Source organism: Paenibacillus sp. FW104-T2, from assembly GCF_058789975.1.
In genome coordinates this window covers 136972-160656 of sequence record NZ_JBYTCE010000011.1, presented here as the reverse complement: position 1 = coordinate 160656, position 23685 = coordinate 136972, and the positions used below count along the sequence as shown (strand labels likewise).

24 protein-coding genes are annotated in these 23685 nt (G+C 49.7%); 20 read left to right on the top strand and 4 right to left on the bottom strand.

Annotated elements, in window-relative coordinates; genetic code table 11:
• The 7 genes from AC3WQ3_RS15950 (at position 1) to AC3WQ3_RS15920 (ending at position 8534) form a co-directional block, all read left to right on the top strand.
• Complete coding sequence (locus AC3WQ3_RS15950; protein WP_017689719.1) at positions 1–864, top strand: carbohydrate ABC transporter permease; 864 nt, start codon at positions 1–3, stop codon at positions 862–864.
• 11 nt (positions 865–875) lie between these two features.
• Positions 876–2342, top strand: a complete 1467-nt coding sequence (locus tag AC3WQ3_RS15945; protein ID WP_492472751.1) for an NHL repeat-containing protein — start codon at positions 876–878, stop codon at positions 2340–2342.
• Positions 2323–2943: a YIP1 family protein gene (locus tag AC3WQ3_RS15940; RefSeq protein WP_095359181.1), complete on the top strand. Its 621-nt coding sequence runs from the start codon at positions 2323–2325 to the stop codon at positions 2941–2943. Before AC3WQ3_RS15945 ends, AC3WQ3_RS15940 begins: the two co-directional genes overlap by 20 nt.
• A gap of 14 nt (positions 2944–2957) precedes the next feature.
• Complete coding sequence (locus AC3WQ3_RS15935) at positions 2958–5543, top strand: DUF5696 domain-containing protein (RefSeq protein ID WP_492472750.1); 2586 nt, start codon at positions 2958–2960, stop codon at positions 5541–5543.
• On the top strand, positions 5540–6439 hold the full coding sequence (locus tag AC3WQ3_RS15930) for a carbohydrate ABC transporter permease (RefSeq protein ID WP_492472749.1): 900 nt from the start codon (positions 5540–5542) through the stop codon (positions 6437–6439). Before AC3WQ3_RS15935 ends, AC3WQ3_RS15930 begins: the two co-directional genes overlap by 4 nt.
• A 30-nt stretch (positions 6440–6469) precedes the next feature.
• Positions 6470–7480 carry a carbohydrate ABC transporter permease gene (locus tag AC3WQ3_RS15925; RefSeq protein ID WP_492472748.1) on the top strand — a complete coding sequence of 337 codons (1011 nt, stop codon included), beginning with the start codon at positions 6470–6472 and terminating at the stop codon, positions 7478–7480.
• A gap of 91 nt (positions 7481–7571) precedes the next feature.
• Positions 7572–8534 carry a glycosyl hydrolase gene (locus AC3WQ3_RS15920; protein WP_492472747.1) on the top strand — a complete coding sequence of 321 codons (963 nt, stop codon included), beginning with the start codon at positions 7572–7574 and terminating at the stop codon, positions 8532–8534.
• A 111-nt stretch (positions 8535–8645) separates the two neighbouring features.
• On the opposite strand, the gene AC3WQ3_RS15915 is transcribed toward AC3WQ3_RS15920, so the two are convergent.
• On the bottom strand, positions 8646–8927 hold the full coding sequence (locus AC3WQ3_RS15915) for a SunI/YnzG family protein (RefSeq protein WP_492472746.1): 282 nt from the start codon (positions 8925–8927) through the stop codon (positions 8646–8648).
• Between the two features lie 210 nt (positions 8928–9137).
• Here AC3WQ3_RS15915 and AC3WQ3_RS15910 point away from each other — a divergent pair, with 210 nt between their 5' ends.
• Complete coding sequence (locus tag AC3WQ3_RS15910; protein ID WP_492472745.1) at positions 9138–9665, top strand: GrpB family protein; 528 nt, start codon at positions 9138–9140, stop codon at positions 9663–9665.
• 89 nt (positions 9666–9754) lie between these two features.
• Entirely contained in the window at positions 9755–9937 is a 183-nt protein-coding gene (locus tag AC3WQ3_RS15905) for a hypothetical protein (protein ID WP_492472744.1), read from the top strand.
• Positions 9938–10047: 110 nt separating this feature from the next.
• On the opposite strand, the gene AC3WQ3_RS15900 is transcribed toward AC3WQ3_RS15905, so the two are convergent.
• The 3 genes from AC3WQ3_RS15900 to AC3WQ3_RS15890 all read right to left on the bottom strand — a co-directional run bounded on the left by AC3WQ3_RS15900 (position 10048) and on the right by AC3WQ3_RS15890 (position 12627).
• Complete coding sequence (locus AC3WQ3_RS15900; protein WP_492472743.1) at positions 10048–11163, bottom strand: MFS transporter; 1116 nt, start codon at positions 11161–11163, stop codon at positions 10048–10050.
• Positions 11164–11237: 74 nt separating this feature from the next.
• Complete coding sequence (locus AC3WQ3_RS15895; protein ID WP_492472742.1) at positions 11238–11783, bottom strand: TetR/AcrR family transcriptional regulator; 546 nt, start codon at positions 11781–11783, stop codon at positions 11238–11240.
• A 73-nt stretch (positions 11784–11856) separates the two neighbouring features.
• The gene (locus tag AC3WQ3_RS15890) at positions 11857–12627 is read right to left on the bottom strand and encodes a DeoR/GlpR family DNA-binding transcription regulator (RefSeq protein WP_336779309.1); all 771 of its coding nucleotides are present in this window, start codon (positions 12625–12627) and stop codon (positions 11857–11859) included.
• A gap of 211 nt (positions 12628–12838) precedes the next feature.
• Between AC3WQ3_RS15890 and AC3WQ3_RS15885 the strand changes: the two genes are divergently transcribed.
• From AC3WQ3_RS15885 to AC3WQ3_RS15835, 11 genes are all read left to right on the top strand, one after another.
• Positions 12839–13804: a metallophosphoesterase family protein gene (locus AC3WQ3_RS15885; protein ID WP_492472741.1), complete on the top strand. Its 966-nt coding sequence runs from the start codon at positions 12839–12841 to the stop codon at positions 13802–13804.
• A 41-nt stretch (positions 13805–13845) separates the two neighbouring features.
• A complete protein-coding gene (locus AC3WQ3_RS15880; protein WP_336779311.1) occupies positions 13846–14703 on the top strand; it encodes a DMT family transporter in 858 nt (285 codons plus the stop codon).
• A gap of 262 nt (positions 14704–14965) precedes the next feature.
• On the top strand, positions 14966–15517 hold the full coding sequence (locus AC3WQ3_RS15875; RefSeq protein WP_492472740.1) for a nucleotidyltransferase family protein: 552 nt from the start codon (positions 14966–14968) through the stop codon (positions 15515–15517).
• 180 nt (positions 15518–15697) lie between these two features.
• Positions 15698–16429: a YdcF family protein gene (locus tag AC3WQ3_RS15870; protein WP_154895846.1), complete on the top strand. Its 732-nt coding sequence runs from the start codon at positions 15698–15700 to the stop codon at positions 16427–16429.
• 191 nt (positions 16430–16620) lie between these two features.
• A complete protein-coding gene (locus AC3WQ3_RS15865; RefSeq protein ID WP_492472739.1) occupies positions 16621–17142 on the top strand; it encodes a hypothetical protein in 522 nt (173 codons plus the stop codon).
• 79 nt (positions 17143–17221) lie between these two features.
• Positions 17222–18103 carry a TIGR01777 family oxidoreductase gene (locus AC3WQ3_RS15860; protein ID WP_492472738.1) on the top strand — a complete coding sequence of 294 codons (882 nt, stop codon included), beginning with the start codon at positions 17222–17224 and terminating at the stop codon, positions 18101–18103.
• A gap of 168 nt (positions 18104–18271) precedes the next feature.
• Positions 18272–19273, top strand: a complete 1002-nt coding sequence (locus tag AC3WQ3_RS15855; protein WP_492472737.1) for a beta-ketoacyl-ACP synthase III — start codon at positions 18272–18274, stop codon at positions 19271–19273.
• Entirely contained in the window at positions 19263–20483 is a 1221-nt protein-coding gene (locus AC3WQ3_RS15850; RefSeq protein WP_492472736.1) for an ATP-grasp domain-containing protein, read from the top strand. The genes AC3WQ3_RS15855 and AC3WQ3_RS15850 overlap by 11 nt, the downstream gene beginning before the upstream one ends.
• Positions 20480–21475 carry an NAD-dependent epimerase/dehydratase family protein gene (locus tag AC3WQ3_RS15845; protein ID WP_492472735.1) on the top strand — a complete coding sequence of 332 codons (996 nt, stop codon included), beginning with the start codon at positions 20480–20482 and terminating at the stop codon, positions 21473–21475. The genes AC3WQ3_RS15850 and AC3WQ3_RS15845 overlap by 4 nt, the downstream gene beginning before the upstream one ends.
• Positions 21469–22329 carry an MBL fold metallo-hydrolase gene (locus AC3WQ3_RS15840; RefSeq protein WP_492472734.1) on the top strand — a complete coding sequence of 287 codons (861 nt, stop codon included), beginning with the start codon at positions 21469–21471 and terminating at the stop codon, positions 22327–22329. The genes AC3WQ3_RS15845 and AC3WQ3_RS15840 overlap by 7 nt, the downstream gene beginning before the upstream one ends.
• The gene (locus tag AC3WQ3_RS15835) at positions 22326–23642 is read left to right on the top strand and encodes a F390 synthetase-related protein (protein ID WP_492472733.1); all 1317 of its coding nucleotides are present in this window, start codon (positions 22326–22328) and stop codon (positions 23640–23642) included. The genes AC3WQ3_RS15840 and AC3WQ3_RS15835 overlap by 4 nt, the downstream gene beginning before the upstream one ends.
• Positions 23643–23685 lie beyond the last annotated feature (43 nt).

Here is a 23685-nt window from a genome sequence, read left to right as displayed (position 1 = left end):
ATGGCTGCAATTGCGACAGGCAAAAAGCGGGTGAATCGCTCGTTATCCGGCAGTCTCTCCCTGTTTGCCCTTCTGCTCGTATTTGGTGCCTTCATGGTACTGCCGCTGATCTATGCGATCAACAATGCCTTCAAACCGCTGGATGAGATTTTTACCTTTCCACCGACGTTGTTTGTCAAAAATCCAACGTTCAGCAATTTTACGGATTTGCTGAATCTGCTGAGCGACTCGTGGGTGCCCTTCTCACGATATATATTCAATACCGTATTTATCACGGGCATCGGTATTGTGGGTCATGTGCTCTTGGCTTCTGCAGCGGCCTATCCACTTGCCAAGCATAAATTTCCGGGCAAAGTGTTCATGTTCCAGGTGGTTGTGCTATCGCTCATGTTCACACCTGCTGTAACGGCCATTCCCAATTATATGATCATGTCCTGGCTCGGCTGGATCGACACGTATTGGGCCGTTATTATTCCGGCATTCGCCTATTCACTTGGTCTGTATCTGATGAAGCAGTTCATGGAGCAGATTCCGGATGCATTGCTGGAAGCGGCGAAGATTGATGGTGCGAGTGAATACCGGATCTTCTGGTCGATTGTGATGCCAAATGTGAAGCCCGCCTGGCTGACCTTGATCATCCTGCTGTTCCAGATGTTATGGGGCAGTGACGGCAATGGCTACATTTACAGCGAGCAGCTCAAGACACTGCACTACGCAGCAGGCCAGATCATTCAAGGCGGAATATCCCGGGCAGGAGCAGGTGCTGCGGTGGCACTTATTCTGATGAGTGTGCCGATTACACTGTTTATTTTCTCGCAGAGCCGCATTATTGAGACGATGGCGAGCTCGGGCATGAAGGATTGAGGGGGAGCGATATGGCACGCACAGTGAAAAGATGGCTTGTTCTCCTGGCGGCAGTATCCCTGCTGCTGGCGAATGCGGTGCCTGCGGCAGCTTCTTCGGCGCCGTATGAGAGTTATAACTACAACTCCTGGAGAGAAGCCGTTCCTTCCCCGGATGCCTATCTGCCCAAGCGAACCATCTCGGGCAGCGATTTGGGCATCGGGGAGTTCAAGGATCCCGGTGATGTGAATGTATCTCCATCCGGTCAGATCTATATTTTGGATAGCGGCAACAGCCGGATTGTTATATTGGATGCAGAGTATAAGCTTCTTCGGGTCATGGACGGGTTCACGGGAGAAGGCAGCAAGGAAACATTTAATGCTCCCGGTGGACTGTTTGTGGATGAAGAAGAGCGAATCTATGTCGCAGATACAGGGAACAGTCGGGTCGTGATCCTGGATGCAGAGGGACAATTGGATCATATGATCAAGGCGCCCGAGTCGGATGTTCTGGCGACGAATTTTCAATTCCAGCCGCTGAAGTTGACGGTTGACCATGTGGGCCGGGTTTATGTAGTAGCTCAAGGCGTTTACGAAGGAATTATGCAGTTTGACGAGACGGGGAAGTTCATCGGATACGTCGGCACCAATAAGGTGGAGCGGGACTACGGCGAATATATCTGGCGCATGTTCTCCACCAAGGCCCAGCGGGCACAGATGGTCCTGTTTGTACCGACCGAGTTTTCGAGCGTGGATATCGACCATAAAGGGTTTGTCTACGCAACCAATATCGATCCTGGTTCGAATGAGCCGATCAAACGACTCAATCCGTCCGGAGAAGATGTGCTGAAGCGGTTTGGTTATTTTGACGTCAAGGGGGATATCCGGTTCCGCAACAATACGGGGCCATCCAAGCTTATTGATGTGAAAGTGCTGGGCAACGGCATGTACAGTGTGCTGGACGCGACACAGAATCGGGTGTTCACTTACGACGATGAGGGTCATCTGCTCTACATCTATGGTGGCAAAGGAAATCAGGTGGGCACCCTCAAAACACCCGTTGCCATTGAGCAATCCGGCGATCACCAGCTGGTTCTTGACCGGGGGAAGAGCAACCTGGTGGTCTATGAGCCGACTCGGTTTGGAACCAACGTGAATGTGGCGGTTGCCCTTCATTATCAGGGTGAGGATACGGAAGCTGTGCATATTTGGCAAGAAGTACTGAAGCTGAACGCCAATTATGATATTGCCTATATCGGTATCGGCAAATCCTTGCTCATGGAGAAGAAAAATAAGGAGGCTCTCGGCTACTTCGAGCTTGGGATGGACCGCAAGAGTTATTCGGTGGCGTTCAAAAGGTACCGGCGGGAGATGATGAAGGAACATTTCGGCACGTTCCTGACCGCAGGTATGGTACTGATTTTCATTCTGATCCTGGCCCGGGTGGCGGTTAAATGGAAACGGAGGAGGCAGATTGACCGTGAAGCAGGATTACATTAAGTTTCCGCTGCATCTCATTTTTCACCCTATCGATGCATACTGGGACCTCAAGTCGGATAACCGGGGACGGATGCTTGTTGCCTTTTTGGCACTCGCGCTCACCATCATCATGATGACTTTGCAAAAGCAATACGCGGGATTTCTCGTCAATTTTACGGATCCTCGCACCATCAACAGTATTGTGGAAATCGCGACGGTTGCGGTGCCGTTCTTCCTATGGTGCATTGCCAATTGGTCGGTGACGACGCTGATGGAAGGGGAAGGCAAGTTCAGGGAAATCTTTCTCGCGACAGGATACTCGCTCATACCGGTTATTCTGATCTATGCCCCAATGATCGTCATCAGCCGGTTCATGGTGCAGGAGGAAACTGCTTTTTATTACCTGTTTAACAGCATCGCATTCTTCTGGTTTCTGCTGCTCCTGTTCATTGGCACGATGACGGTGCACCAATATACGGTGTTCAAAACGATCATTACGATGCTGCTGACGCTCATTGTGATGGGGATTATCGTTTTCCTAGGAGCGCTCGTGTTCAGTATGCTGCAGCAATTATATGAATTCGGTTATAACATATACCGCGAGTTGATTTTTCGGACCTAAAGGAGGCGGCATCCGTGATCAAAAGGCAACGATTATATACGGTGCTGGCCAGTGGCACAGCTGTAATTCTGATGGCAGCCGGACTGCTGTATATCAACAACAGGGGAGTACCCGCTGTAGAAGTAGCGGCTTATCTGGAAGCAACAACGGAGGCAATACCTGCCGAAACGGATTCACTGAAGTATCTTACGGATACCTCACAGGGAGTGCCAGGCATGCAGTTGGTCGCTGAGGATCAGGGCTTGGCACTTTATTATAACGAGGAGACGACCGAGATCGCCGTGCGCGACGGGGCTAGCGGGGAGATCTGGTACAGCAATCCGAAAGGACGCTCCCAAGATGGTCTGGCTTCGGCTTATGAGAAAGAAGTCCTGTCGTCCCAACTAAACATCTCCTTCCGGGATGCGATAGGTACACTGGAGAACTTTCCGAATTTCAGCACCAGTATTACCAACAAACAATTTGTTGCTGCCAATGTGGATGGGGGAATCCGGATTACCTACACCCTTGGAGATACCTCGCTCGGTATCGATGCATTGCCGAGATTGATTAGCAAACAGCGCCTGGAGGAGAAGGTTCTTTCGAAACTGGATGCCACCGCCGCCAGGTATGCTTCTGCCCGTTACTATCCAACCAAGGACAACCCGGATGTTCTGGAAAGGCTGGATGGACAGATCTCGAAGCAGCTTGTCCTGAACAAGATGCTGGATGCTTTTGAGACAGCGGGTTACACGGCAGACGATCTTGCTTATGACAATCAGGAAAATGGGGTTGAAGGTGGCGGGGCATCGGATAAGCCCAGCTTCGTCATCCCGGTGGAATATCGGTTGGATCAAGGCTCGCTGGTGGTGACCGTACCTCTGAGTCAAGTGGAAGAGAGTGGTCAATATCGTATTCGTAACATGGATTTGCTCGCATACTTCGGTGCCGCGGATACCAAAGGACAAGGGTATATGTTCGTGCCGGACGGGTCAGGCAGTCTGATCCATCTGAATAACGGAAAGGTCAAGGAAGAGCAGTATGTCCAGCGTGTATACGGTGCAGACCCTAACGATAATTCGCTCAGTCGTCCCCAGGTCAGCGAATCAGCCCATATGCCTGTATTTGGTCTCAAGAACGGGAAAAATGCCTGGTTTGCCGTGATTGAAAAAGGAGACGGAATGGCCAGTATCTCTGCCGATATCGGAGGCAGGCAGAACAGCTACAACCATGTACATGCGACCTTCTCCCTGCGTGGGGAGGATGAATTGGAGATGTATACCTCGCAGAACATGCAGGAGATTCAACTGCTGAGTGAAGAGCCTTATCGCGGAGATATCCAGGTCCGATATCATTTCCTGCATGGAGAAGATGCCAGTTATTCCGGTATGGCTCGCCTATATCAGCAGCAGTTGGTGGATGGGGGTGTGCTGAAGCCGCTGGAAGAACAGACGGAGCTGCCGTTCTATGTGAGTGTACTCGGTGCTGTGGACCAAAAAACCTCTTTTCTGGGTGTGCCTTATCGAACCACACTAGCCATGACGACGTATGAACAGGCTGCCCGCATGGCAGCAAATTTACAGCAGGAAGGTGTGAGCCGCGTACAGATGCGGTATCAGGGCTGGTTCGGTGGCGGGTTCAGCCACCATACACCGACCCAAGTGAAGCTGGATCGTGAGGTAGGCAGTCGTTCTGAGCTGCAGGAGCTGTCTGCCCGATTGCAGCAGTCAGGGGGAGCGCTATTCCCTGATGTGGCATTCCAGCGGATCTATCATGATGACTCGCGTTTTGCGCCGTCTTCCGATGCGGCCCGGTTTGTAACCAAGGAGACCGCGGAATTGTATCCTTACAGTCCTGCTCTCAACCGAATGGATCAGAGCAAGGATAGCTATTATCTGCTCTCGGCTGCGAAGCTTCCTTATGTGATTGGCGAATTTGCCGAGAACATTACCAAACTGGAACTCAGCGGATTATCACTCCGTGATCTCGGGCAGGTTCTAGCTTCCGATTATCGGGATAGCCGTGTCATTCACCGCGAGACGGCCAAGAATATTGTGAAGGAGCAGCTTGGCAAGCTGCAGCAGGAATATCCGAGCATGATGTTATCATCGGCTAATGCCTATGCATGGGGATATGCGGAGCATGTAGTGGATGTGCCTCAAGGCTCCAGTTGGTTCAACATTACCGATGAGGAAGTTCCTTTTTATGAAATGGTCATTCATGGTTATATGAACTACGCCGCATCTCCCATGAATACAACAGGAGATCAGGATCTGCGCAAGCAGCTGCTGCGAAGTCTTGAGCTTGGTGCAGCTCCGCATTTCCAATGGACTCATGAACCATCATCCAGGCTGAAGTTAACGAATTATGATTCGGCATATGCTACCGCGTACGGAGACTGGATAGATGACGCGGTTGTTCTGTACAAGGAAGCAAATGAGGTGTTGAAAGGGTTGGGGAATCAGCAGATGACCGGGCATGAACAAATTCAGGAAGGCGTGGTCCGGGTGACGTACAGCGGCGGTACGACTATCCTTGTAAACTACACTGATGATCGGGTAACTGTAGACGGAGTGTCAGTTGGCAAAATGGACTATGCCGTGGAAGGAGTGAGCCAATGAGAACTCTGCGTTTATCATTGAAATCACGGAGAGCACTGCTCGGTCTGGCATTTATATCGCCGTGGCTGCTTGGTTTCATCTTCCTTTTTGCCACGCCGCTTCTGCAATCGATTCGGTTCAGCTTCAGCAACTTGTCAGTGGCTCCCGGAGGATACGTTCTTGACTTTGTCGGACTGAAAAATTTTAAGGATGCACTTCTCGTGGATGCTACCTTTAACCGGATCCTGATTGATTCGGTTGGTGCCATGCTGCTGAATGTGCCCATGATATTGTTTTTCAGTCTGTTTACGGCGACCCTGCTGAATCAGAAGTTCAAGGGCAGAACCATGGCCCGAGCAATCTTCTTCCTGCCCGTTATTCTGGCCTCCAGTGCAGTAGCGGCAGCTGAATCTGCAGGTCTGATCAATCTGATGGGCGATGCCAGCGCCGTTGAATCGACGGCTGATGGAGGAGCTTCGTTTAACGTGGTTTCGATCGTGCGGATGCTGGCCGATGTTGGATTGCCGATGGCCTATGTAGATTACATCGTAGAAGCCATTATGCGAATATACGAGATTATTAGCCGCTCAGGCGTTCAGATTCTGATCTTTCTCGCCGCCCTGCAGTCCGTACCCGGTTCCATGTATGAAGTAGCCAAAATCGAAGGTGCAACAGCCTATGAATCATTTTGGAAAATTACATTTCCAATGGTCAGTCCGCTGATATTGACAAATGTCATTTATACGATTATTGATTCATTTGCCGGAAGTCCAGTCACACAAGCCATCTACCAAACGGCATTTAAGACCCAGAATTTTGGCCTGAGCTCGGCGATGTCCTGGCTGTATACGCTGGTGATCGGCCTTGTGCTGGTCGTTGTCGGCTGGGTATTGTCACGGCGGGTTCATTACAACTGACGGATCATGTAAAAGGAGGGCTACTAGACTATGGCTGTGTCGGGAACGGATCGCATGGTGGTGGTTCCGAAGCAGAATTATCAACTGCAGCGAGTTCGAAATAAAACATCGGACCTCCTGTATTCCATATTCAGATATGCATTGATCATCGGCATTTCATTTATTATTCTGTATCCGTTATTTCTTAAAATCTCGGTTGCGTTCAAGGATAAACAGGATATCTATAATCCAACTATCTATATGATTCCCCAGCATTTCACGCTGGACAATATCAGGCTGGCCGCACAGGTAATGGATTACCTGCCCTTGCTCGCGAACACCTTGCTGTTTGTTACCATAACGACGCTTTTAACGGCGATATCCTGTGCGCTTGCCGGATATGGATTTGCCCGCTTTACTTTTCCAGGCAGCAATGTCCTCTTTGTGCTGGTGATTCTCACCATTCTGGTGCCGACAAGCACGCTGATGGTACCGATGTACCTGCATTTCCGAAGTTTCGACTTTCTGGGCATCATTCAGCTGTTTACGGGCAGGGAGGGGGTTAATCTGTTAAACACCTATTGGCCTTCCATGATTACTGCAGCGACGGCCGGAGGGCTGAAGGCAGGGCTGTTCATTTATATTCTTCGGCAGTTTTTCAAGGGTATGCCCAAAGAGATCGAAGAAGCTGCGCTGATTGATGGTGCGGGCGGATTCCGTACATTTGCCCGAATCATGCTGCCCAACGCCATTTCACCACTGATCACGGTCATCCTGTTTTCTTTTGTGTGGCAGTACAATGATACGTTTTATTCGGCGTTGTTCATGAGTGAAAGTCCATTAATCTCACTCAAGGTCGCTTCCTTACCGGCTCAGGCCAATCAGTTGATTCCTCAACTGATGGGTTTTGGTTCGAATTCCGGCATGAAGGCTGACCCGAACTATGTCGCCATGATCGTGGATACCGGCATTTTGCTGGCGATTGCGCCGCTGATTATTTTGTATCTGTTTGTACAGCGTTATTTCGTGGAAAGTATTGAGCGTTCTGGCGTTGTTGGTTAAGAGGGTTTGGCGTAGTCATATAGGATACGTAATTCGGTTGATTTTGATATTTGGGTCGCTATGTACCCTGCCTTGGAATGGGGGATGTTCAATGACGGAAAATAAGATAAGCAGTACCTTGGTGAATCAAGATGCGACTTCCGAGGCAAGGGAATTGATGAGGTACTTGGTCAAGAGTTACGGGTCGGCAGTACTTTCGGGACAGCAGGAATACAGCAACCTGAACTGGATTAATGAGAATACGGGACGGAAACCAGCTGTGATTGGGTTTGATCTGATGGAATACTCACCTTCAAGAAAAGAGCGCGGGGCGACCTCCGAGGAAATACGAGATATGATTGCATGGCATCAGCAAGGCGGGATCGTGACCTTGTGTTGGCACTGGAATGCACCGTCCCAGCTGATTGATGAACCCGGCAAAGAGTGGTGGCGGGGATTTTATACGGAGGCCACAACGTTCGATCTCGCCTCCGCGCTGGCTCACCCCGAATCGGATGAGTATGCCTTGTTGATCCGGGATATCGATGTGATCGCCGGGCATCTGCAAGAGCTTAAGGATGTAGGCGTACCTGTGTTATTCCGCCCACTTCATGAAGCTGAAGGAGGGTGGTTCTGGTGGGGAGCGAAAGGGCCTGAGCCTGCCAAACAGTTGTATCGTCTGCTGTATGATCGATTGGTCAACCAACATGAGCTGGGCAATCTCATCTGGGTGTGGAACTCGGAACATCCGGAATGGTATCCGGGCGATGATGTCGTGGATATTGTGAGCGTGGATGTATATCCGAAAGCAGGGGACCATGATCCACTTGCAGAACGGTACGAGAACTTGCGAAATTTGGTGAGTGACAGCAAATTGATAGCACTCGCGGAGACCGGCTCCATTCCTGATCCACAGCAGATGGAGGAGCAGGGCATTCATTGGAGCTGGTTCTGTACCTGGACAGGTGAATTCCTGAGGGGTGGCCAGCATAATACTGTGGATTTCTTAAAAGAAGTGTACAACAGCGACTATGTCATAACTCTGGATCAGTTGCCTGAGTGGAGTTGGAAATAGTCGTTCAAGGCGTTCAGCGTATCGTGAACCTAAAAAGCGTTAGCATGGCATAAGTAATTATGCGGATGCCAGCGCTTTTTTTATTGTGATTTTTATGGATACTGAAGTGGATCAAATGTAAGGGTTACTCGCTGTGCTGGATATCAGAGCATTGATCTTTGGAAATAAAGTCTCATTGGAAGTGAACAGGACGTAGGATTGATGGGCTGTGCGGATTAGGACGGTTTCAGAAGCGCCATACGCTGCACCGATTCGAATGGCTGAAGGCTCACTTCCACCATAGGTTTCATCAAGCGTAACGGATTGGATATCTGGGATCAGAATGCTAATTTTAGAAAACTGCCAGCGAATAATCAGCTGATCATTTTCTTTCTCTACTTTTACACCTAACATCGTATGTCCTCCTAATCAATCATGAGTTAAAGTGAACCACTTTTTTATTAGTTTATCATTAAATGGTTAATATTTCCTCATTAATAGTGAAATATGTTAAATGAACCATGGCTGCTAGACCTAAATGATGTACAACGGTTATTTCCATCAATGTTCACATGATGTACACTATGACTAATAAATGTAAGGGACAGAAAGGTCTAAATCACTATGAGAGAAGAAGTGGTCGTATCCGAATATGACCCAAGATGGGTTGAGGAATATCACGTAGAACGCAATAACATCATGAAAGTGCTGGCAGAAATCTGCGTGGATTTTGAACATATTGGGAGTACGTCTGTGCCGGGACTTGGGGCGAAACCATTAATCGATATGATGGCAGGAGTACATGAGTTGAACGATGTGAAGGCAGTACATATAGAAGCATTGGGAGAACTGGGGTACGAGTATGTGCCCAAGCCGGATTTTCCGGAGCGTTTGTTTTTCCGAAAAGGACAATGGAGAGCAGGTACGCATCATCTTCATGTCTACAAGTACAGGAGCGTGGAATGGAAGGATAACTTGCTGTTTCGCAATGCTCTCAGGAGAGACTCCGAAGTTATGGAAGAGTATTACGCGTTGAAGAAAAAGCTGGAACAGCAGTTCAGACATGACCGTGTGGGATACACTGCAGCTAAGGCTTCTTTTATTCAATCCGTCATCCAGAAGGCCAGGCTGTACGAGGATAGACGATGCTAGTATCTTTATAAAAGAGTGTGTACTTATATCGCTGACGGAGGCGTGATCTGTATGACAGACCTGAACGCATATCAGATCTCTTCCCAACCATGCGTTATTCGGATGATAAGCCGAATCGTAAGCAGGTGTATACCAAAGATGAAATTCTGCAGGTCATTCAGAACTATGGATGGCCTCAGGAATGGAACCGGAATGGTGAATGGGGCCCGGAACGTTATATCGAAGTTCAGGTGTGGGATGAGCTGATCATTCAACCGTACCAAGGCGTTTAAGGTGCACCCTCAACATAAGAATCCCCAATACACCAGATACATCCACTGGACACATCGGTTTCCGATGTGCCGTGAATGTATTGACCGTATATCTGGCATAGACATCGACGTTACTCTGCTACCTTAACCCGAATCAGCAATCCAAACAGCCCCAACACGGCGAACGCGATAAATGCTGTCGTATTGGAGAATGCATCAATCGTGTAACCCGCAATGGAAGAGCCAAAGAACTGTCCCGCACCCAGTGCAAGAAAGGCAAGGCTGATCCCGATCGACGTATTTGGGCGGAATAGTCTGGTCGCCCACACGATAAACACGCTGGTCAGGAAGATGTAGGTGCTTCCGAACAAGACGGCAGACGTCAGACTGGCAGTCATGGATGGCAGAATAATAACACCAAGGGAAATGGCGAGCAGCAGGATACCGACATGATAGGAACGCCCGATTCCAATACGTTCGATAATTCGCCCGGCACATCCGCCCAAAATCCCCAAAATCCCCATTACAATCCAGAACAATACGGCTTCCGAATCGGAGGCCCCTTTTTCGTCCGTCAGGAAGCTTCGCGCGAACGTCCAATAGATCGCAGAACTAAAGCCTGTCAATAGGGAAGCCATAAGCAGAGCTACACCAGGTCTGGTGGGTTTCATGCATGCCCAGAGTGATTTGGTGCAAGGTTCGGTTTTGCGTGGCGAAAGAACGCGTCTGTTCCACAGCAGAACCAAAACACCAAGAACAGCGAAGAAAATATAGGACCAGCGCCAGTATTCACTGAACAATAGATAAATTGGGCCGGAAACAATAATGCCGAAGCCTGTTCCCGTGTTAATCCAGCTGTTACCACGTGCCTGCTGCTCAGGCTGAAGTTCCGCATAGACGGTGTTACCCAAAGCAGGAGAAGCCAGGCCTGTACTCAGTCCGGCGAGAAATACGGCTATGGTTAGGACCAAGGCATTTGGAGAAAGGGCGATGCCAAGCAAACCAATTATGGCGCTTATGCCGGCCATATGAATAACCTGGTAATGTCCGATGCGATTAATAATCAAAGGTGCAATGATCAAAGAGAGACAATAGGCAATGTAAGTAGCTGAATTGATTGCACCCGACTGGGTATCATCCAACTGCAGCGATTGCGAAATTTCCGGCATAAACAGACCATAACTGAATCTCCCGAACGCATAACATACCGAAATAAGTGCGATCCCGGGAAAAATAATTCTTTTCAACATATCCACCGCCTTTTTAGATAGAACGATCATTATATTTCTGCTGAAATAAAAAAAGTGAGTTGAACTATAACTCACCCGGTGTGGGACAACTTGAAACTGTTTCGAGTCATGTCAAGCAGTTCCCGGCAGACAATACTTACATCTTGAGTCTCAGCGAGCGCGGTGGAGCCCTCCAAGAGTAGGGAAAATCGGATCATATCCCGATCCGTAATGGACGCATCCAATTTTTTTATCAGGGTCATCACATGTTTTTTGTGCGCATGCACAGCTTGAACAATCACATGTTCCGGATCGCCGCCAAACTCTTCCTTGGCACGCAAAAACATACAACCCCGGGACTCGTGCTCCATCAGCCAGCGAGCATGCCCTTCGGCTAGATTCAGAAACAGGGGCTGCGCCTTGTTATCTGCATATTGTCTCAGCTGTTCCAGATATCGCAGTTCTCTCCGAAGAAGAACTTCCACGATGAGGTCATCCTTGGAATCAAAGTGATTATATAAGGTCATGATGGCAATATCTGCATCCGTGATAATCCGCTTCAGGCCAATGGAGTGAAATCCATGTTGATAGAATAAATCTTCTGCCACGTTCAACAGCATTTCCTTTTTGCTGCTCATAGCTGCAATCTCTCCCTTTAGGATCAGATAGAACGATCATTATACCCCAAATTATAACAATTCAATTCGGTTGTCAAATTCTGTGAACCATTTCAATCTCCATTCCGTGCAGCGCGTCTACCCACTCTGGGGGACATCCATCGTCGGTAATAACCATAGAGATCTGATCCAAGGGTGCAATCTGCGCAAAGGTGGAGCGTCCAAATTTGGTGTTGTCTGCTACAAGAATGGATTCCTCCGCACGTTCCATCATCTTACGGGAGATCTGGGCTTCCTCCAGCATATAATCTGTGATGCCGTCCGTTAACGATATTCCGCCGGCAGAGATGAAGGCTTTATTGACTTTGAATTGATTCAACAATTCATGAGCCAGATGACCTGTCGAGGCTTGTACCGCTGGATTGATATCGCCTCCGGCAAAAATGATCTTACCTGCGAAATTCTCCAGAGCACAGGCAAGAATGGGCACAGAGTTGGTAATCACCGTGATCTGCGACCGATTTTTCAGTTGGCGCATGATTTCAAGCGTAGTTGTCCCGTTGTCCAACATTACGGTTTCCCCATCCTCAATCAGGGATGCTGCAGCAGCGCCGATACGTTGTTTTTCGGTCAGTTGCTGTAATGAACGCTTCTGAAAAGAGGCTTCAATCATTCCTGAGCGTACACGAACTGCACCGCCATAGACTTTACGCAATTCACCTTCCTTTTCAAGCCGGTCTAAATCGCGCCGGATGGTCTCCGTTGATACCTGAAAGTGGTCAGCCAGCAGCTGCACCTGAACTTTTCCCTGGGTGGCCAATTGAGCTAGAATGGTCTGTCTGCGTTCTTCATAGGTTAACGACATAACTTGCCCTCCCGTATTCCATTTCGTACTTTTTTCTATTCTACGTTAATTTTTATACTTCTAGCTATAGTGTGCTTATTTCATGACCGGAATAAATGTATTGACAGGATGAAGAGGTGGGGATAAGATCGGATCAAACAAACAACATAAAACCACACGAAACCACAACAGTGTGATGTATGTACATAACGAACTATTAGGGGGAATCAATATGAGACGTCAGCTTGCATTTCAAGCGGATGAAACGTTCAAAATTGTTCAGTTTACGGATCTGCATTGGAAAGATAGTCGGCCTGAAGACTTGCGTACCCGTCAATTGATGAAAACGGTCATCGAAACAGAGCAGCCTAACCTGGTCGTATTTACGGGAGATGTAATCTACACAGGCCCCGTTGATCCAGGGAAAAAGGCGTGCGAGCATCCAGAACAGGCCTTCCGCGAAGCCGTATCTGTTGTGGAGGAATGTGGGATTCCGTGGGCATTTGTGTACGGTAACCATGATACCGAAAATCGGATTACACCGGCGGGTCTGATGGAAGTCATTCAGGAACACCACCATACGGTAACGGAACCGGGTCCCAGCCAAATTGCAGGGCTGGGCAATTACACACTCGAGATTGCAGGAGCGGATGGCACTCCGGCAGCCGTGTTGTATTTTCTTGATTCGGGAAGCTATTCGTCGTTCCCGGAGATCCCCGGTTATGGCTGGGTTCAGCCCAATCAGATCCAGTGGCTGATGTCTGAATCAACACGCGTAAATCCCGGCCGCAGCCGCGGGGAGAAGCTTCCAGCCTTGGCGTTTTTCCATATCCCGATTCCGGAATATCAAGTGATGTGGGACACTCAGACATGTTACGGCAGCAAGCACGAACCCGTCTGTGCTGCACAAGTCAACTCGGGTCTGTTCTCGGCGCTGCTGGAGATGGGAGATGTGATGGGTACGTTCTGCGGACATGATCACGTGAATGATTTTCACGGCAAACTTCACGGCATTCGTCTATGTTACGGGCGCTCGAGCGGGCACAATACGTATGGAAGAGAAGGTATGCTGCGCGGAGGAAGGGTCATTCAGCTGCAGGCAGGTCAGCGCAGCTTCGATACTTGGATTCGTCTCGAAGACGGATCACTCGTCATGGAACAGCCGGAACATCAACCTGAGAGCACTTCAGCGAAATAGAGTTCAATAGAGCAAGGCGATTAGAGAGGAATTAATAACGTATGATTTTACCAATATTTCTGGTGCTCGCATCCGGAATGGCTCATGCCGTCTGGAGCATGTTCACCAAACGAAGTTTGAATAAGAGTGTGTTTCTGTGGTCCATTATGATGATTCCTACCGTCATCCTGCTGCCTGTACTCATTGTGGAGTTGGTACGTGAACCCTTAACCATGCCAGCTTATGCCCTGTTGGTTTTGTCTATGGCTCTGCAGGCGTTATATTCCTGGCTGTTATCTCAAACCTACGAGCTTGGAGACTTGTCTCAGATTTATCCCATTATGCGGGGAACGAGTACCTTGCTGGTGCCTCTGATTGGTGTCTTTTTTCTGGGAGAAACCCTGTCTTCATTCGGATGGATCGGGATTGCCTGCATGCTCGGTGGATTTCTGGTACTTAGCGGGGTAGGAGGCAAAAATGCCAAGCAGGGTTCACGGGAACAGGGATTGAAGCCGGTACTGATGGCTTTATGCGTGGGACTATGCACGACCAGTTATGTATTTGTGGACAAATTGAACCTGCAGCATATCTCGCCCTTGTCGCTGCTTGAGGTGACGAACATCGGATTTGTTGCGGGACTGACGCCGGCGCTTCTGGCTTCCCGGCAATTACGCCAGGAATGGAAAGTGAACCGATCCACCATTATGCTTGGGGCACTATTGAACCCAGGTTCGTACCTGTTATTCCTGTTTGCTTTGGAGCAGGCTCCCATGGCGAGATTGGGTCCTTTGCGTGAAGTGGGAACGGTATTTGCGGCGTTCCTCGGCATTTTATTGTTAAAAGAGCAGCAGGGGAAAAAGCGGATTCTCTGCTCCATCGTCATTTTCGGTGGAATCCTGCTGATCGGCATGTGGGGATGAACCCAATTCCGGATCATGGATACATGGTGTAAGTCCTTGCTGCTGTTCCGCGCTTCTGAAGCTTACAAATAAATCTTTCAAATCCCCTCAGTGGAGACATACCTTAAGGAGCATCTGTCCAAGATGATCTTCCAGGTATGGACTGAGGGGATTTGTCTATTTTATCGAAGGTACTTAAGCATGGTATATTGGAGTCAGACGAGTTCAAAGAGGTAGAGTCATAGATAGGACCTAAAGAGCAAAGAAGTAAGGAGAGGATCAGGTGCTGCTTGAGGAGAGATTCATCCAGTCCATTAAGGCACATGAGAAATTAATGCATGATTTGCGGCAGGTTCGGAGCCTGGAGCTGCCTCAGTGTTACATCGGTGCGGGGTATATTCGTAATTACATTTGGGATCTTCTCCATGGATATACTCGGCGCGAACTGCACAGCGATATTGATGTGGTATACTTCGATCCCGAAGACCTGAATGAAGGGCGCGATGTACAACTGGAGCTGCAGCTGCGGGAGGCGACAAGCAATCCCAAGTGGTCCGTGAAAAACCAGGCGAGAATGCATCTGCGCAATGGCACAGTGCCCTATCAGTCTACAGAAGATGCCCTGCGATACTGGCCTGAGATCGTAACCGCCATAGGCGTTCAGCTGGATGAACAGGACCAGATTGGGTTCTGTGCCCCGCATGGATTAGATGACCTGTATGCGTTAACTGTTCGCCGCAGTCCATTATACGAGAATGTCATGGAGTACAATCGGCGTGTAGAGAAGAAGCGCTGGCAGGAGCAATGGCCGAAGCTAACAATTGTGAAGGGATGAGTTTCAGAGGTCGTAATGGACCTTTCAGCGAAACTGCTAACATTCAATCCATGGAGCCTGGTGGCAGATTTGGGTCGTAACGAACATTCATATCATTTGTTTATTTGGCATACAACAGCCTGGTTATGGGATCCGTAGAGAGCGAGCGGTGCAGGTTTAAGAAGGAGTGTTACCCGGTTAATGAAAAAGTTTATTCAAGATAAAGGCCTGATCATTGATCTTGTTCTGGTAGCCTGTTTTATCGTTTTTCTGATATTCTGGGGCCGAAATTTCGCGGTGATGTTGTTTGGACTGCTTACGGTGGCTTTTATCGTACTTCGACGGATTGACTACCAGAAGCACGTGGTGCTTAAGCGCATTTTGTTAACGGTATTCGGTATTGGCGCGGTTTCCTTTGTCATTATTGAAGCACTGGTATTTACACAGCTGAATGCGAATGATCCGGAGCAGGCGGATTATGTCATTATTCTGGGGTCAGGCATCAAAGGCACAGAGTTATCACTGACGCTGAAGCAGCGGCTGGATGCCAGTCTGGACTATATCCGCAACCATCCGCAGACGCCGGTCATTGTATCCGGAGGCCAGGGGCCAGGGGAGTCGATCCCAGAAGCACTCGCCATGAAAAACTATCTTGTGGAACAGGGGATCACGCCAGCCCAGGTTATTATGGAAGACAAGTCAACCAGCACGCAGGAGAATATGGCCTTTTCCAAAAGAATTATTGACGAAGCGGGGCTGGAGCACCCCGAGATCATGATTGTCACCAGTGACTACCATATGTTCCGTTCCAAGTACTTGGCTGCCAAAAATGGCTACGCTGCCGAATACGGCATTTCGGCCCCGTCTCCGGGATACCTGAAACCGATCAACATGATCCGTGAGTATTTTGCGGTGGTCAAGGCTTTTATGTAGAGTTAATCTTCTCTATTCACATTTAAAAGTTTCACGAGGTTCTGAATCTCAGAACACATGTGTGCAAAAAGCAGTTGAGCAGAATGGATTCCGGCTTGACTGCTTTTTGTCGTTGTTCAAGTGAATTCAAGGATACTCAGCCAAATCATGTTATAATATACGTCATTAATAGAAGAACGATGTAGGAGTGAATGACGATTACCACTTATATGTTACCTGCTCTCTATGAGCAAAAGAAGATTTCAACGAATGAAATGGAAGAAATTGTACGCCTGCTTGCACAAGCACCTTTATTATATGATGACGGCTTGAGCATCCGGGTTGAGGATTTCACGGAAGGCTTGGACATGGAAGTCAAGCATGAAGTTCGGCCTGCTCTAATGGAACTGTATGATCTGGCTGTTAAGGCCTGTCACCAGTTCCCTGATTCGGCTGCCTATGAGCAGCTTCAGGATGCCCTGGGATTACAGGCAGAACTGTGGCAGGAAGAAGTGCTTGATCTTGCCTCGTGGATGGCCTGGCTGAAGCAGGTTGGGGAAGGACAGAGAGCCCTGCCGGAGTATGATTTTGCAAGCATGCTTGGGACACTGCCTGAAGGATTCATGATTCATGATTTCTATGATGAACTCCGTTATCAGCTGGAGCAGAATCCGTCAAACACCTGGGCTATTCAAGAGCGGGATCGGCTTTATGCAGCCATGGGTGCCAGATAACATCGAACGAAACGTGCAGTAACCGTGTTTATCCATATATGAGGGATTGTCTTATCGCTTATGGAAATGAGGGGATCACGTGAAGAAGGTTGTATTGGCCGGAGGTACGGGATTTGTCGGTCAGGATTTTGCACAAAGATTCAAGAAACTTGGATATGAGGTGCTCATCATCTCACGTCAGCCAGGTCATATTGCCTGGGAGGACTCCGATGGTATCAGGCAAGCACTTGAAGGTGCCGAAATGTTGATTAATCTGGCCGGAAAATCTGTAAACTGTCGTTACACCGACGAGAATCGCAGAGTTATCCTAGAATCCAGGACCAGCACGACACGTATTCTTGGCGAGTCTATCCTTGAATGTGAACATCCGCCTGAACTATGGATCAATTCAAGTACGGCCACGATCTACAGACATGCAGAAGACCGCCCCATGACAGAAAAAGAAGGTGAGATTGGCTCCGGATTCTCGGTGGATGTTGCCAAGGCGTGGGAACAGGCTTTCTTCGAATTCAGTCTGCCTTCTACCCGCCAGATTGCCTTGCGAATTGCGATTGTGCTGGGCAAAGGCGGCGTCATGGAGCCGCTCACGAATCTGGTGCGTTTTGGCTTGGGCGGGTCACAGGGACCCGGAACACAGCAGTTCAGCTGGATTCATATTGAAGATTTGTTTCGCATGGTCCTTTATCTTCAGCAGCACCCAGCACTTGAAGGGGTGTTTAATGCTTCGTCTCCGCATCCGGTTACCAATCGCCAACTGATGGAGAGCCTGAGACGTCATATGGGCGTCCGCGTGGGTATTCCTTCCCCTCGCTGGATGCTTGAAGTGGGAGCGCGATTCATTCGGACCGAAACGGAGCTGGTCCTCAAAAGCCGCTGGGTTATCCCAGAGCGGATGGAGCAGGAAGGGTTCACGTTTATATATGATACACTCGATACCGCACTTGATGAGATCCTGAAATAGTGTGGATACTGAATAACCATATTGAATACAACGTTTCATTCGGAAGGGCAGATGATCTGCCCTTCTGCTGTATGTTCTGGAGATTCGGGTCCGCTGACGTTTCGAGATCTCTGGCGCAGTGTAAAAGTCATTTGAATCAGTCAGATGAAACAGAAAGAGGTTGGGGAAATGCAACTTAGAAGAGTGAGAATTGCCGGAACGGGCAAGTATCTGCCGGAGCGGAAAGTAACGGACGAGGAGCTGGATATCCGCTTGAATATGCCGGCAGGCTGGGTCTCCAAAGCCACAGGCGTAGGTGTTCGCCATTATGCTTCCGGTCAGGAAACATCTTCGTTCATGGGGGCGAGAGCTGCAGAAGCTGCGCTTGCCGACGCAGGACTGCAATTTGCCGATATCGACTGTCTGGTGTGCACCAGCGGTACGAAGGAGCAGCCTTTGCCAAGCACTGCAGTATTCATTCAACTGGCCATGGGAGAGCAGGAATCAGGTATACCGGCATTTGATATGGATGCAACCTGTCTGAGTTTTCTAAACGGTCTGGACGTTATGTCCTATATGGTGGATGCGGGTCGTTATCGCCGGGTACTGCTCGTAGCAACGGAGATCGCTTCTGCTGGCTTGAATTGGTCGGATAAGGAGAGTGCGGCCCTCTTTGGCGATGGAGCCGCCGCGGTCATTATCGAACGTTCCGAAGAAGAGCAATCTTCCCGGATTGTGCATGCTTCCCTGAAGACGTACAGCCGAGCGGCGAGATTCTCGGAAATTGCGGGTGGGGGGACACGGCTTCATGCCTCGAATTATATGGCCGATCAGCCGGAGCCTTACCTTTTTCATATGGATGGGCAGGCGATCTTCCGGATGGCTTCCAGGCTTCTTCCCGGATTCTTGGACGATATGCTGAAGACCTCCGGAAACCGGATGGAAGATTTTAAGCTGGTCATTCCGCATCAGGGCAGTGCCATGGCCATGAGATTAATTCGCAAAAAATTAAATATTCCCGAAGACCGCTTTATGGACATTACACGAAACCATGGGAATACCATTGCCGCATCCATTCCCATGGGATTGCATGAGGCGATCAGGCAGCAGCGTATCCGGCGAGGTGATCGGGTGCTCCTGATTGGAACGGCCGCTGGATTGTCATTGGGAGGACTTATTTTTGATTACTAGATTCAGAGAATCCGATGATGCTGCTGCAATCCGAAGTGTATTACTCACTGGGGGGCGTGCTCCCGTTACACTAGATCTGGCACGCATGCTCAAGCGCGCAGGTTATCGTGTGTATGTTGCGGAGAGTGCATCACGTCATCTATGCAGATTGTCCGGTGCAGTGGAGCAATGCTATGTTGTACCATCCCCGCGTCATGAAACAGCGGCATATCTGTCTGAGCTCGAACGGATTATTCAAGCATCGCAAATCGACCTGCTGCTTCCAATGTGTGAAGAAGTGTTCTATATTGCGCAGGGAGCAGAGAGATTGCGTCCGTATTGCCATGTCCTTGTTTCTCCACTGGAGCAGCTGCATAAGCTGCATCACAAGTTTCATTTTATCCAGCTTGCACAATCCATGGGCCTTGCTGTACCGGATACGCGTCTGATTACCAGCCGGGAAGAATGGATTCAAACCCAATCTGTTCTGGACACGGAAGGGAAGTGGGTATGGAAGCCGGTGTATTCCCGATTTGCAGCCAGAGTTCGCATGCCTGGTTCACGGAACGTTCCTCCAGGTGAGGCAGAAATATCATCAGCCCTCCCCTGGGTAGCTCAGGCTTACGTTTCTGGGCGAGCATTGTGCACATACAGCGTTGCTCATGAAGGGAACATGGTGGCTCATACCACGTATGACAGCCGCTATCGCACAGGCAGCGTGGGAGCCAGTGTCTATTTCGAACACGTGGAGCACGAGAGTACTTATAAGTGGGTTCAGCAATTTATAGAGGCTACCGGATTTAGCGGTCAGATTGGATTTGATTTTATTGAAGGACCGGAGGGACGGGTGGTTGCAATTGAGTGTAATCCCAGGGCTACGAGTGGAATCCATCTCTTCTACCCGGGGGATGAATTGGTACGTGCCATCGTTACGCCTGAAGCGCTGGTGAAGGAAGGTATCCTGATAACTCCCAAGCAGCACAGCAGGGCCATGCTCATGCTGCCGATGCTGGGCAGCGGATTGCAGCAGATTGGACGACCGGATCAGTGGCGAGCATGGATGGCAGCCTGGCGAGGTGCAAGAGATGTCGTACACCTGCAGAATGATAGACGCCCCATGCTGGAACAAGCGGCCGTGGTCCTGTCCGCCTGGCGTCTTGCACGCAAGTACAAGCTATCTCTGACTGAAGCATTGACTCACGACATAGAATGGAACGGTGAACAACCATGAATAGAGCATTGGTTACAGGAGCAACAGGTTGTTTGGGCAGACATCTTGCGCTAAGGCTCGCAGAGCAGGGCTGGAGAGTGACGGGCATGGGCCGAAAAAAAGAATACGGTATTCAGCTGGAAGCCGAAGGGATCCAATTTTATCAAGGTGACCTGCGTGACAAGTCAGTAGCAGCTGAGGCATGTACCAATCAGGATGCCGTCTTTCACTGTGCGGCGCTATCATCGCCTTGGGGCAGATACCAGGACTTTTACAGCAGCAATGTGGAAGCGACGCAGCATTTGGTCGATGGTTGCAGGAGAGCGGGTGTACAGCGATTCATTCATGTCTCAACGCCCAGCGTGTATTTTAATTATATACCGCGATATGACATTCATGAGGATGATCCCATGCCAGCCAAACCAGCGAATCATTATGCAGCGACCAAAAGAATGGCGGAGCAAGTGGTGCTTGAGGCCCATGCAAACGGACTTCCTTCCATCATGATTCGCCCGAGAGCCATCTTCGGTCCACATGATCAGACGCTTTTCCCCAGAATCGTCGCAGCTAACCGTAAATCAGGTGTGCCCATGATTGGGGGCGGTCAGGCTGTCATTGATCTCACCTGTGTGGATAATGTCGTGGATGCGCTGCTGTTATGCTGGAGTGCGCCATCTGAAGCGCTGGGGAGGGCATACAATATTTCCAATGGCGATCCGAGGCCGTTCCACGAACTGGTGAGTCATCTGTTTGAATTACTGGGTATGCCGCTGCACCCCCGAAATATTCCCTACAGGGCTGCTTATGGAGCAGCATTGCTGCTGGAGAGTGTGCATCGTCTCCTGCCTAAGCTGGGCGAACCGCAGCTAACCAGATACACCGTGGGTTCGTTAGCCATTCCGCAAACGCTGAATATTCATGACGCCCGAGAGCGGATAGGATATACACCGCGAGTAACCATTGAAGAAGGCCTACAGCAGTTTGCAGATTGGTGGAGGGCAGAATCATGCTGACAACAACGAAGGTAGAACTTCATCTGGGGGCGGCAGGCTTCTGTACCCACCCGGAGTTTCTGACAATTCGGGGCGGAAGTTTACGGCCAGTGCTCTTTCCTGCTGGCTTTGCCTGTATTATTCATCCCGTGCATGGTCCGATGCTGCTGGACACGGGGTACAGCTCCCGTTTCTTTAAGGAGACGGCACATCTGCCCAATGCGCTGTATCGCCATATTACGCCTGTGGTGTATCGTGAAGAGGACAGTGCGGTACAATTCCTTGCTCGGTTAGGGTTAAAAGCATCGGATATTCGTTACATTATTCTCTCCCATTTTCATGGTGACCATATCGCGGGGGTGCGTGACTTCCCGGAGGCACAGTTCATCTATCTGCCCCAAGCGTATGAGGCCGTGCGATCACTCGGCCCGGTTGCAGCAGTGAAATCCGGGTTCTTATCCGGACTTTTGCCGGGAGATTTTGCAGACCGTTCTTTGCCCGTGATGAGACAATCAGAGCGATGGACGAAGGCGGGAGACGACTTCCCTTTTGCTGAGGTATACGATCTTTTCGGTGATGGCAGCCTGCTTGGTGTAGAGGTATCCGGTCACGCAGAAGGCATGATGGGCATCCTGCTCAGCACGGGGGAACAGGAATACTTCCTGTGCGCGGATGCGGTGTGGTCCAGCCGGGCCTTCCGTGAACAACGCAGACCACATGTGCTCGCAGGCATCATCATGTCGGATCGATCCGAATACAGAATGAATTTTGACAAACTCGTGCGGCTGCATCAGCAGTTTCCCGAGATTCGGATTGTACCCAGCCACTGTCTGGAAGCGCTGAATGCGTGGGGGACGGGAGGGAATTACTTATGAGTACCATGCGAATTGTTTATCATTATGCATTGGCACGTGGACTGCGAAAATGGAAATCACGTAAGGAGCTTGAACATTGGCAGGAACGTCAGATCCTTCGGCATATCGGGCGAATTCGTGTACAGTCTCCGTTTTACCGAGAGTGGTGGGGAGATGCTGAAGCATCCGCCTGGAGGAGCTTTCCGATAATCGATAAAAAGATCATGATGCAGCATTTCGACCAGCTCAACACGGTCGGGATTTCGAAGAACGAAGCCATGACCCTTGCCGGAGAAAGTGAAGACACACGTGATTTTAAACCGTCTGTTCAAGGCATTACGGTTGGTCTTTCCTCTGGGACATCGGGGAACCGGGGATTATTTCTTGTGAGTGAGCGGGAGCAGGACGCCTGGACGGGGACTGTGCTGGCCAAACTGCTGCCTGGTGGGCTGTGGAAGCCTGCCAAGATTGCTTTTTTCCTGCGGGCTAACAGTAACCTGTATGAATCGGTGCAGCGGGGCAAGCTGCAATTTCAATATTTTGATCTGCTGAAACCCGTGCATACCTTGGTCGAGCGTATGGAAGAGTATCGTCCCACCGTGTGGGTAGCTCCTCCATCCATGCTGAGAATGCTGGCCGATGCTTATCAAGTGGGTTCGTTGACTGCGACTCCCGAGAAAATCATCTCTGTCGCCGAAGTGTTGGATCCACTCGATCGCAAGGTGCTGGAGCGCGTCTTTGGTCAAACGATTCATCAAGTCTACCAATGTACAGAGGGATTTCTGGGTGCGACCTGCCGTCTTGGTACACTGCATTTGAATGAAGATATTGTCCATATTGAAAAGGAGTTTATTGATTCCGCTTCCCGGCGATTTGTTCCCATTATTACGGACTTCTCCAGAACATCACAGCCGATAATCCGGTATCGGCTGAATGACATTCTAACCGAGGCGGCATTCCCATGTGACTGCGGCTCACCCTTTACCGCCATTGAACGGATCGAAGGTCGCTGTGATGACACGCTTTATTTTTCACATCGCCATACCGGTGAGGAGGTACCTGTATTTCCGGACTTCATCACCCGCGCAGTTATAGCCGCTTCTCCGGATTTGGAGCACTACCGTGTTGTTCAGCGTAGAGACGGATCACTGGAAATTGCTCTTCGCCTTGGCGGAGGTGGTGATGATCTCGAATGGGTGAAAGGCGAGGTGCAGCGTCAACTCCTGAAACTGGGAGATCGGTTTGAGTGCACTGTGCCGCAGACGGATTATGTTCCCTACTCATTCGAACCGGGAATGACCAAGCTGCGCAGAGTGGAGAGGCAACGTGCTTGAGCTTGGACTTGGACTTGAGTGAAGCGGATATTAAGCCATGTTC

What these genes read in the sequence shown, in the direction of transcription:
- AC3WQ3_RS15905 (WP_492472744.1), top strand. Translation starts at nt 9,755, where the DNA reads ATGCGTTATTCGGATGATAAGCCGAATCGTAAGCAGGTGTATACCAAA.
- AC3WQ3_RS15930 (WP_492472749.1), top strand. Translation starts at nt 5,540, where the DNA reads ATGAGAACTCTGCGTTTATCATTGAAATCACGGAGAGCACTGCTCGGT.
- AC3WQ3_RS15865 (WP_492472739.1), top strand. Translation starts at nt 16,621, where the DNA reads ATGACGATTACCACTTATATGTTACCTGCTCTCTATGAGCAAAAGAAG.
- AC3WQ3_RS15855 (WP_492472737.1), top strand. Translation starts at nt 18,272, where the DNA reads ATGCAACTTAGAAGAGTGAGAATTGCCGGAACGGGCAAGTATCTGCCG.
- AC3WQ3_RS15950 (WP_017689719.1), top strand. Translation starts at nt 1, where the DNA reads ATGGCTGCAATTGCGACAGGCAAAAAGCGGGTGAATCGCTCGTTATCC.
- AC3WQ3_RS15880 (WP_336779311.1), top strand. Translation starts at nt 13,846, where the DNA reads ATGATTTTACCAATATTTCTGGTGCTCGCATCCGGAATGGCTCATGCC.
- AC3WQ3_RS15890 (WP_336779309.1), bottom strand. Translation starts at nt 12,627, where the DNA reads ATGTCGTTAACCTATGAAGAACGCAGACAGACCATTCTAGCTCAATTG.
- AC3WQ3_RS15920 (WP_492472747.1), top strand. Translation starts at nt 7,572, where the DNA reads ATGACGGAAAATAAGATAAGCAGTACCTTGGTGAATCAAGATGCGACT.
- AC3WQ3_RS15870 (WP_154895846.1), top strand. Translation starts at nt 15,698, where the DNA reads ATGAAAAAGTTTATTCAAGATAAAGGCCTGATCATTGATCTTGTTCTG.
- AC3WQ3_RS15910 (WP_492472745.1), top strand. Translation starts at nt 9,138, where the DNA reads ATGAGAGAAGAAGTGGTCGTATCCGAATATGACCCAAGATGGGTTGAG.
- AC3WQ3_RS15835 (WP_492472733.1), top strand. Translation starts at nt 22,326, where the DNA reads ATGAGTACCATGCGAATTGTTTATCATTATGCATTGGCACGTGGACTG.
- AC3WQ3_RS15845 (WP_492472735.1), top strand. Translation starts at nt 20,480, where the DNA reads ATGAATAGAGCATTGGTTACAGGAGCAACAGGTTGTTTGGGCAGACAT.
- AC3WQ3_RS15840 (WP_492472734.1), top strand. Translation starts at nt 21,469, where the DNA reads ATGCTGACAACAACGAAGGTAGAACTTCATCTGGGGGCGGCAGGCTTC.
- AC3WQ3_RS15945 (WP_492472751.1), top strand. Translation starts at nt 876, where the DNA reads ATGGCACGCACAGTGAAAAGATGGCTTGTTCTCCTGGCGGCAGTATCC.
- AC3WQ3_RS15895 (WP_492472742.1), bottom strand. Translation starts at nt 11,783, where the DNA reads ATGAGCAGCAAAAAGGAAATGCTGTTGAACGTGGCAGAAGATTTATTC.
- AC3WQ3_RS15915 (WP_492472746.1), bottom strand. Translation starts at nt 8,927, where the DNA reads ATGTTAGGTGTAAAAGTAGAGAAAGAAAATGATCAGCTGATTATTCGC.
- AC3WQ3_RS15885 (WP_492472741.1), top strand. Translation starts at nt 12,839, where the DNA reads ATGAGACGTCAGCTTGCATTTCAAGCGGATGAAACGTTCAAAATTGTT.
- AC3WQ3_RS15925 (WP_492472748.1), top strand. Translation starts at nt 6,470, where the DNA reads ATGGCTGTGTCGGGAACGGATCGCATGGTGGTGGTTCCGAAGCAGAAT.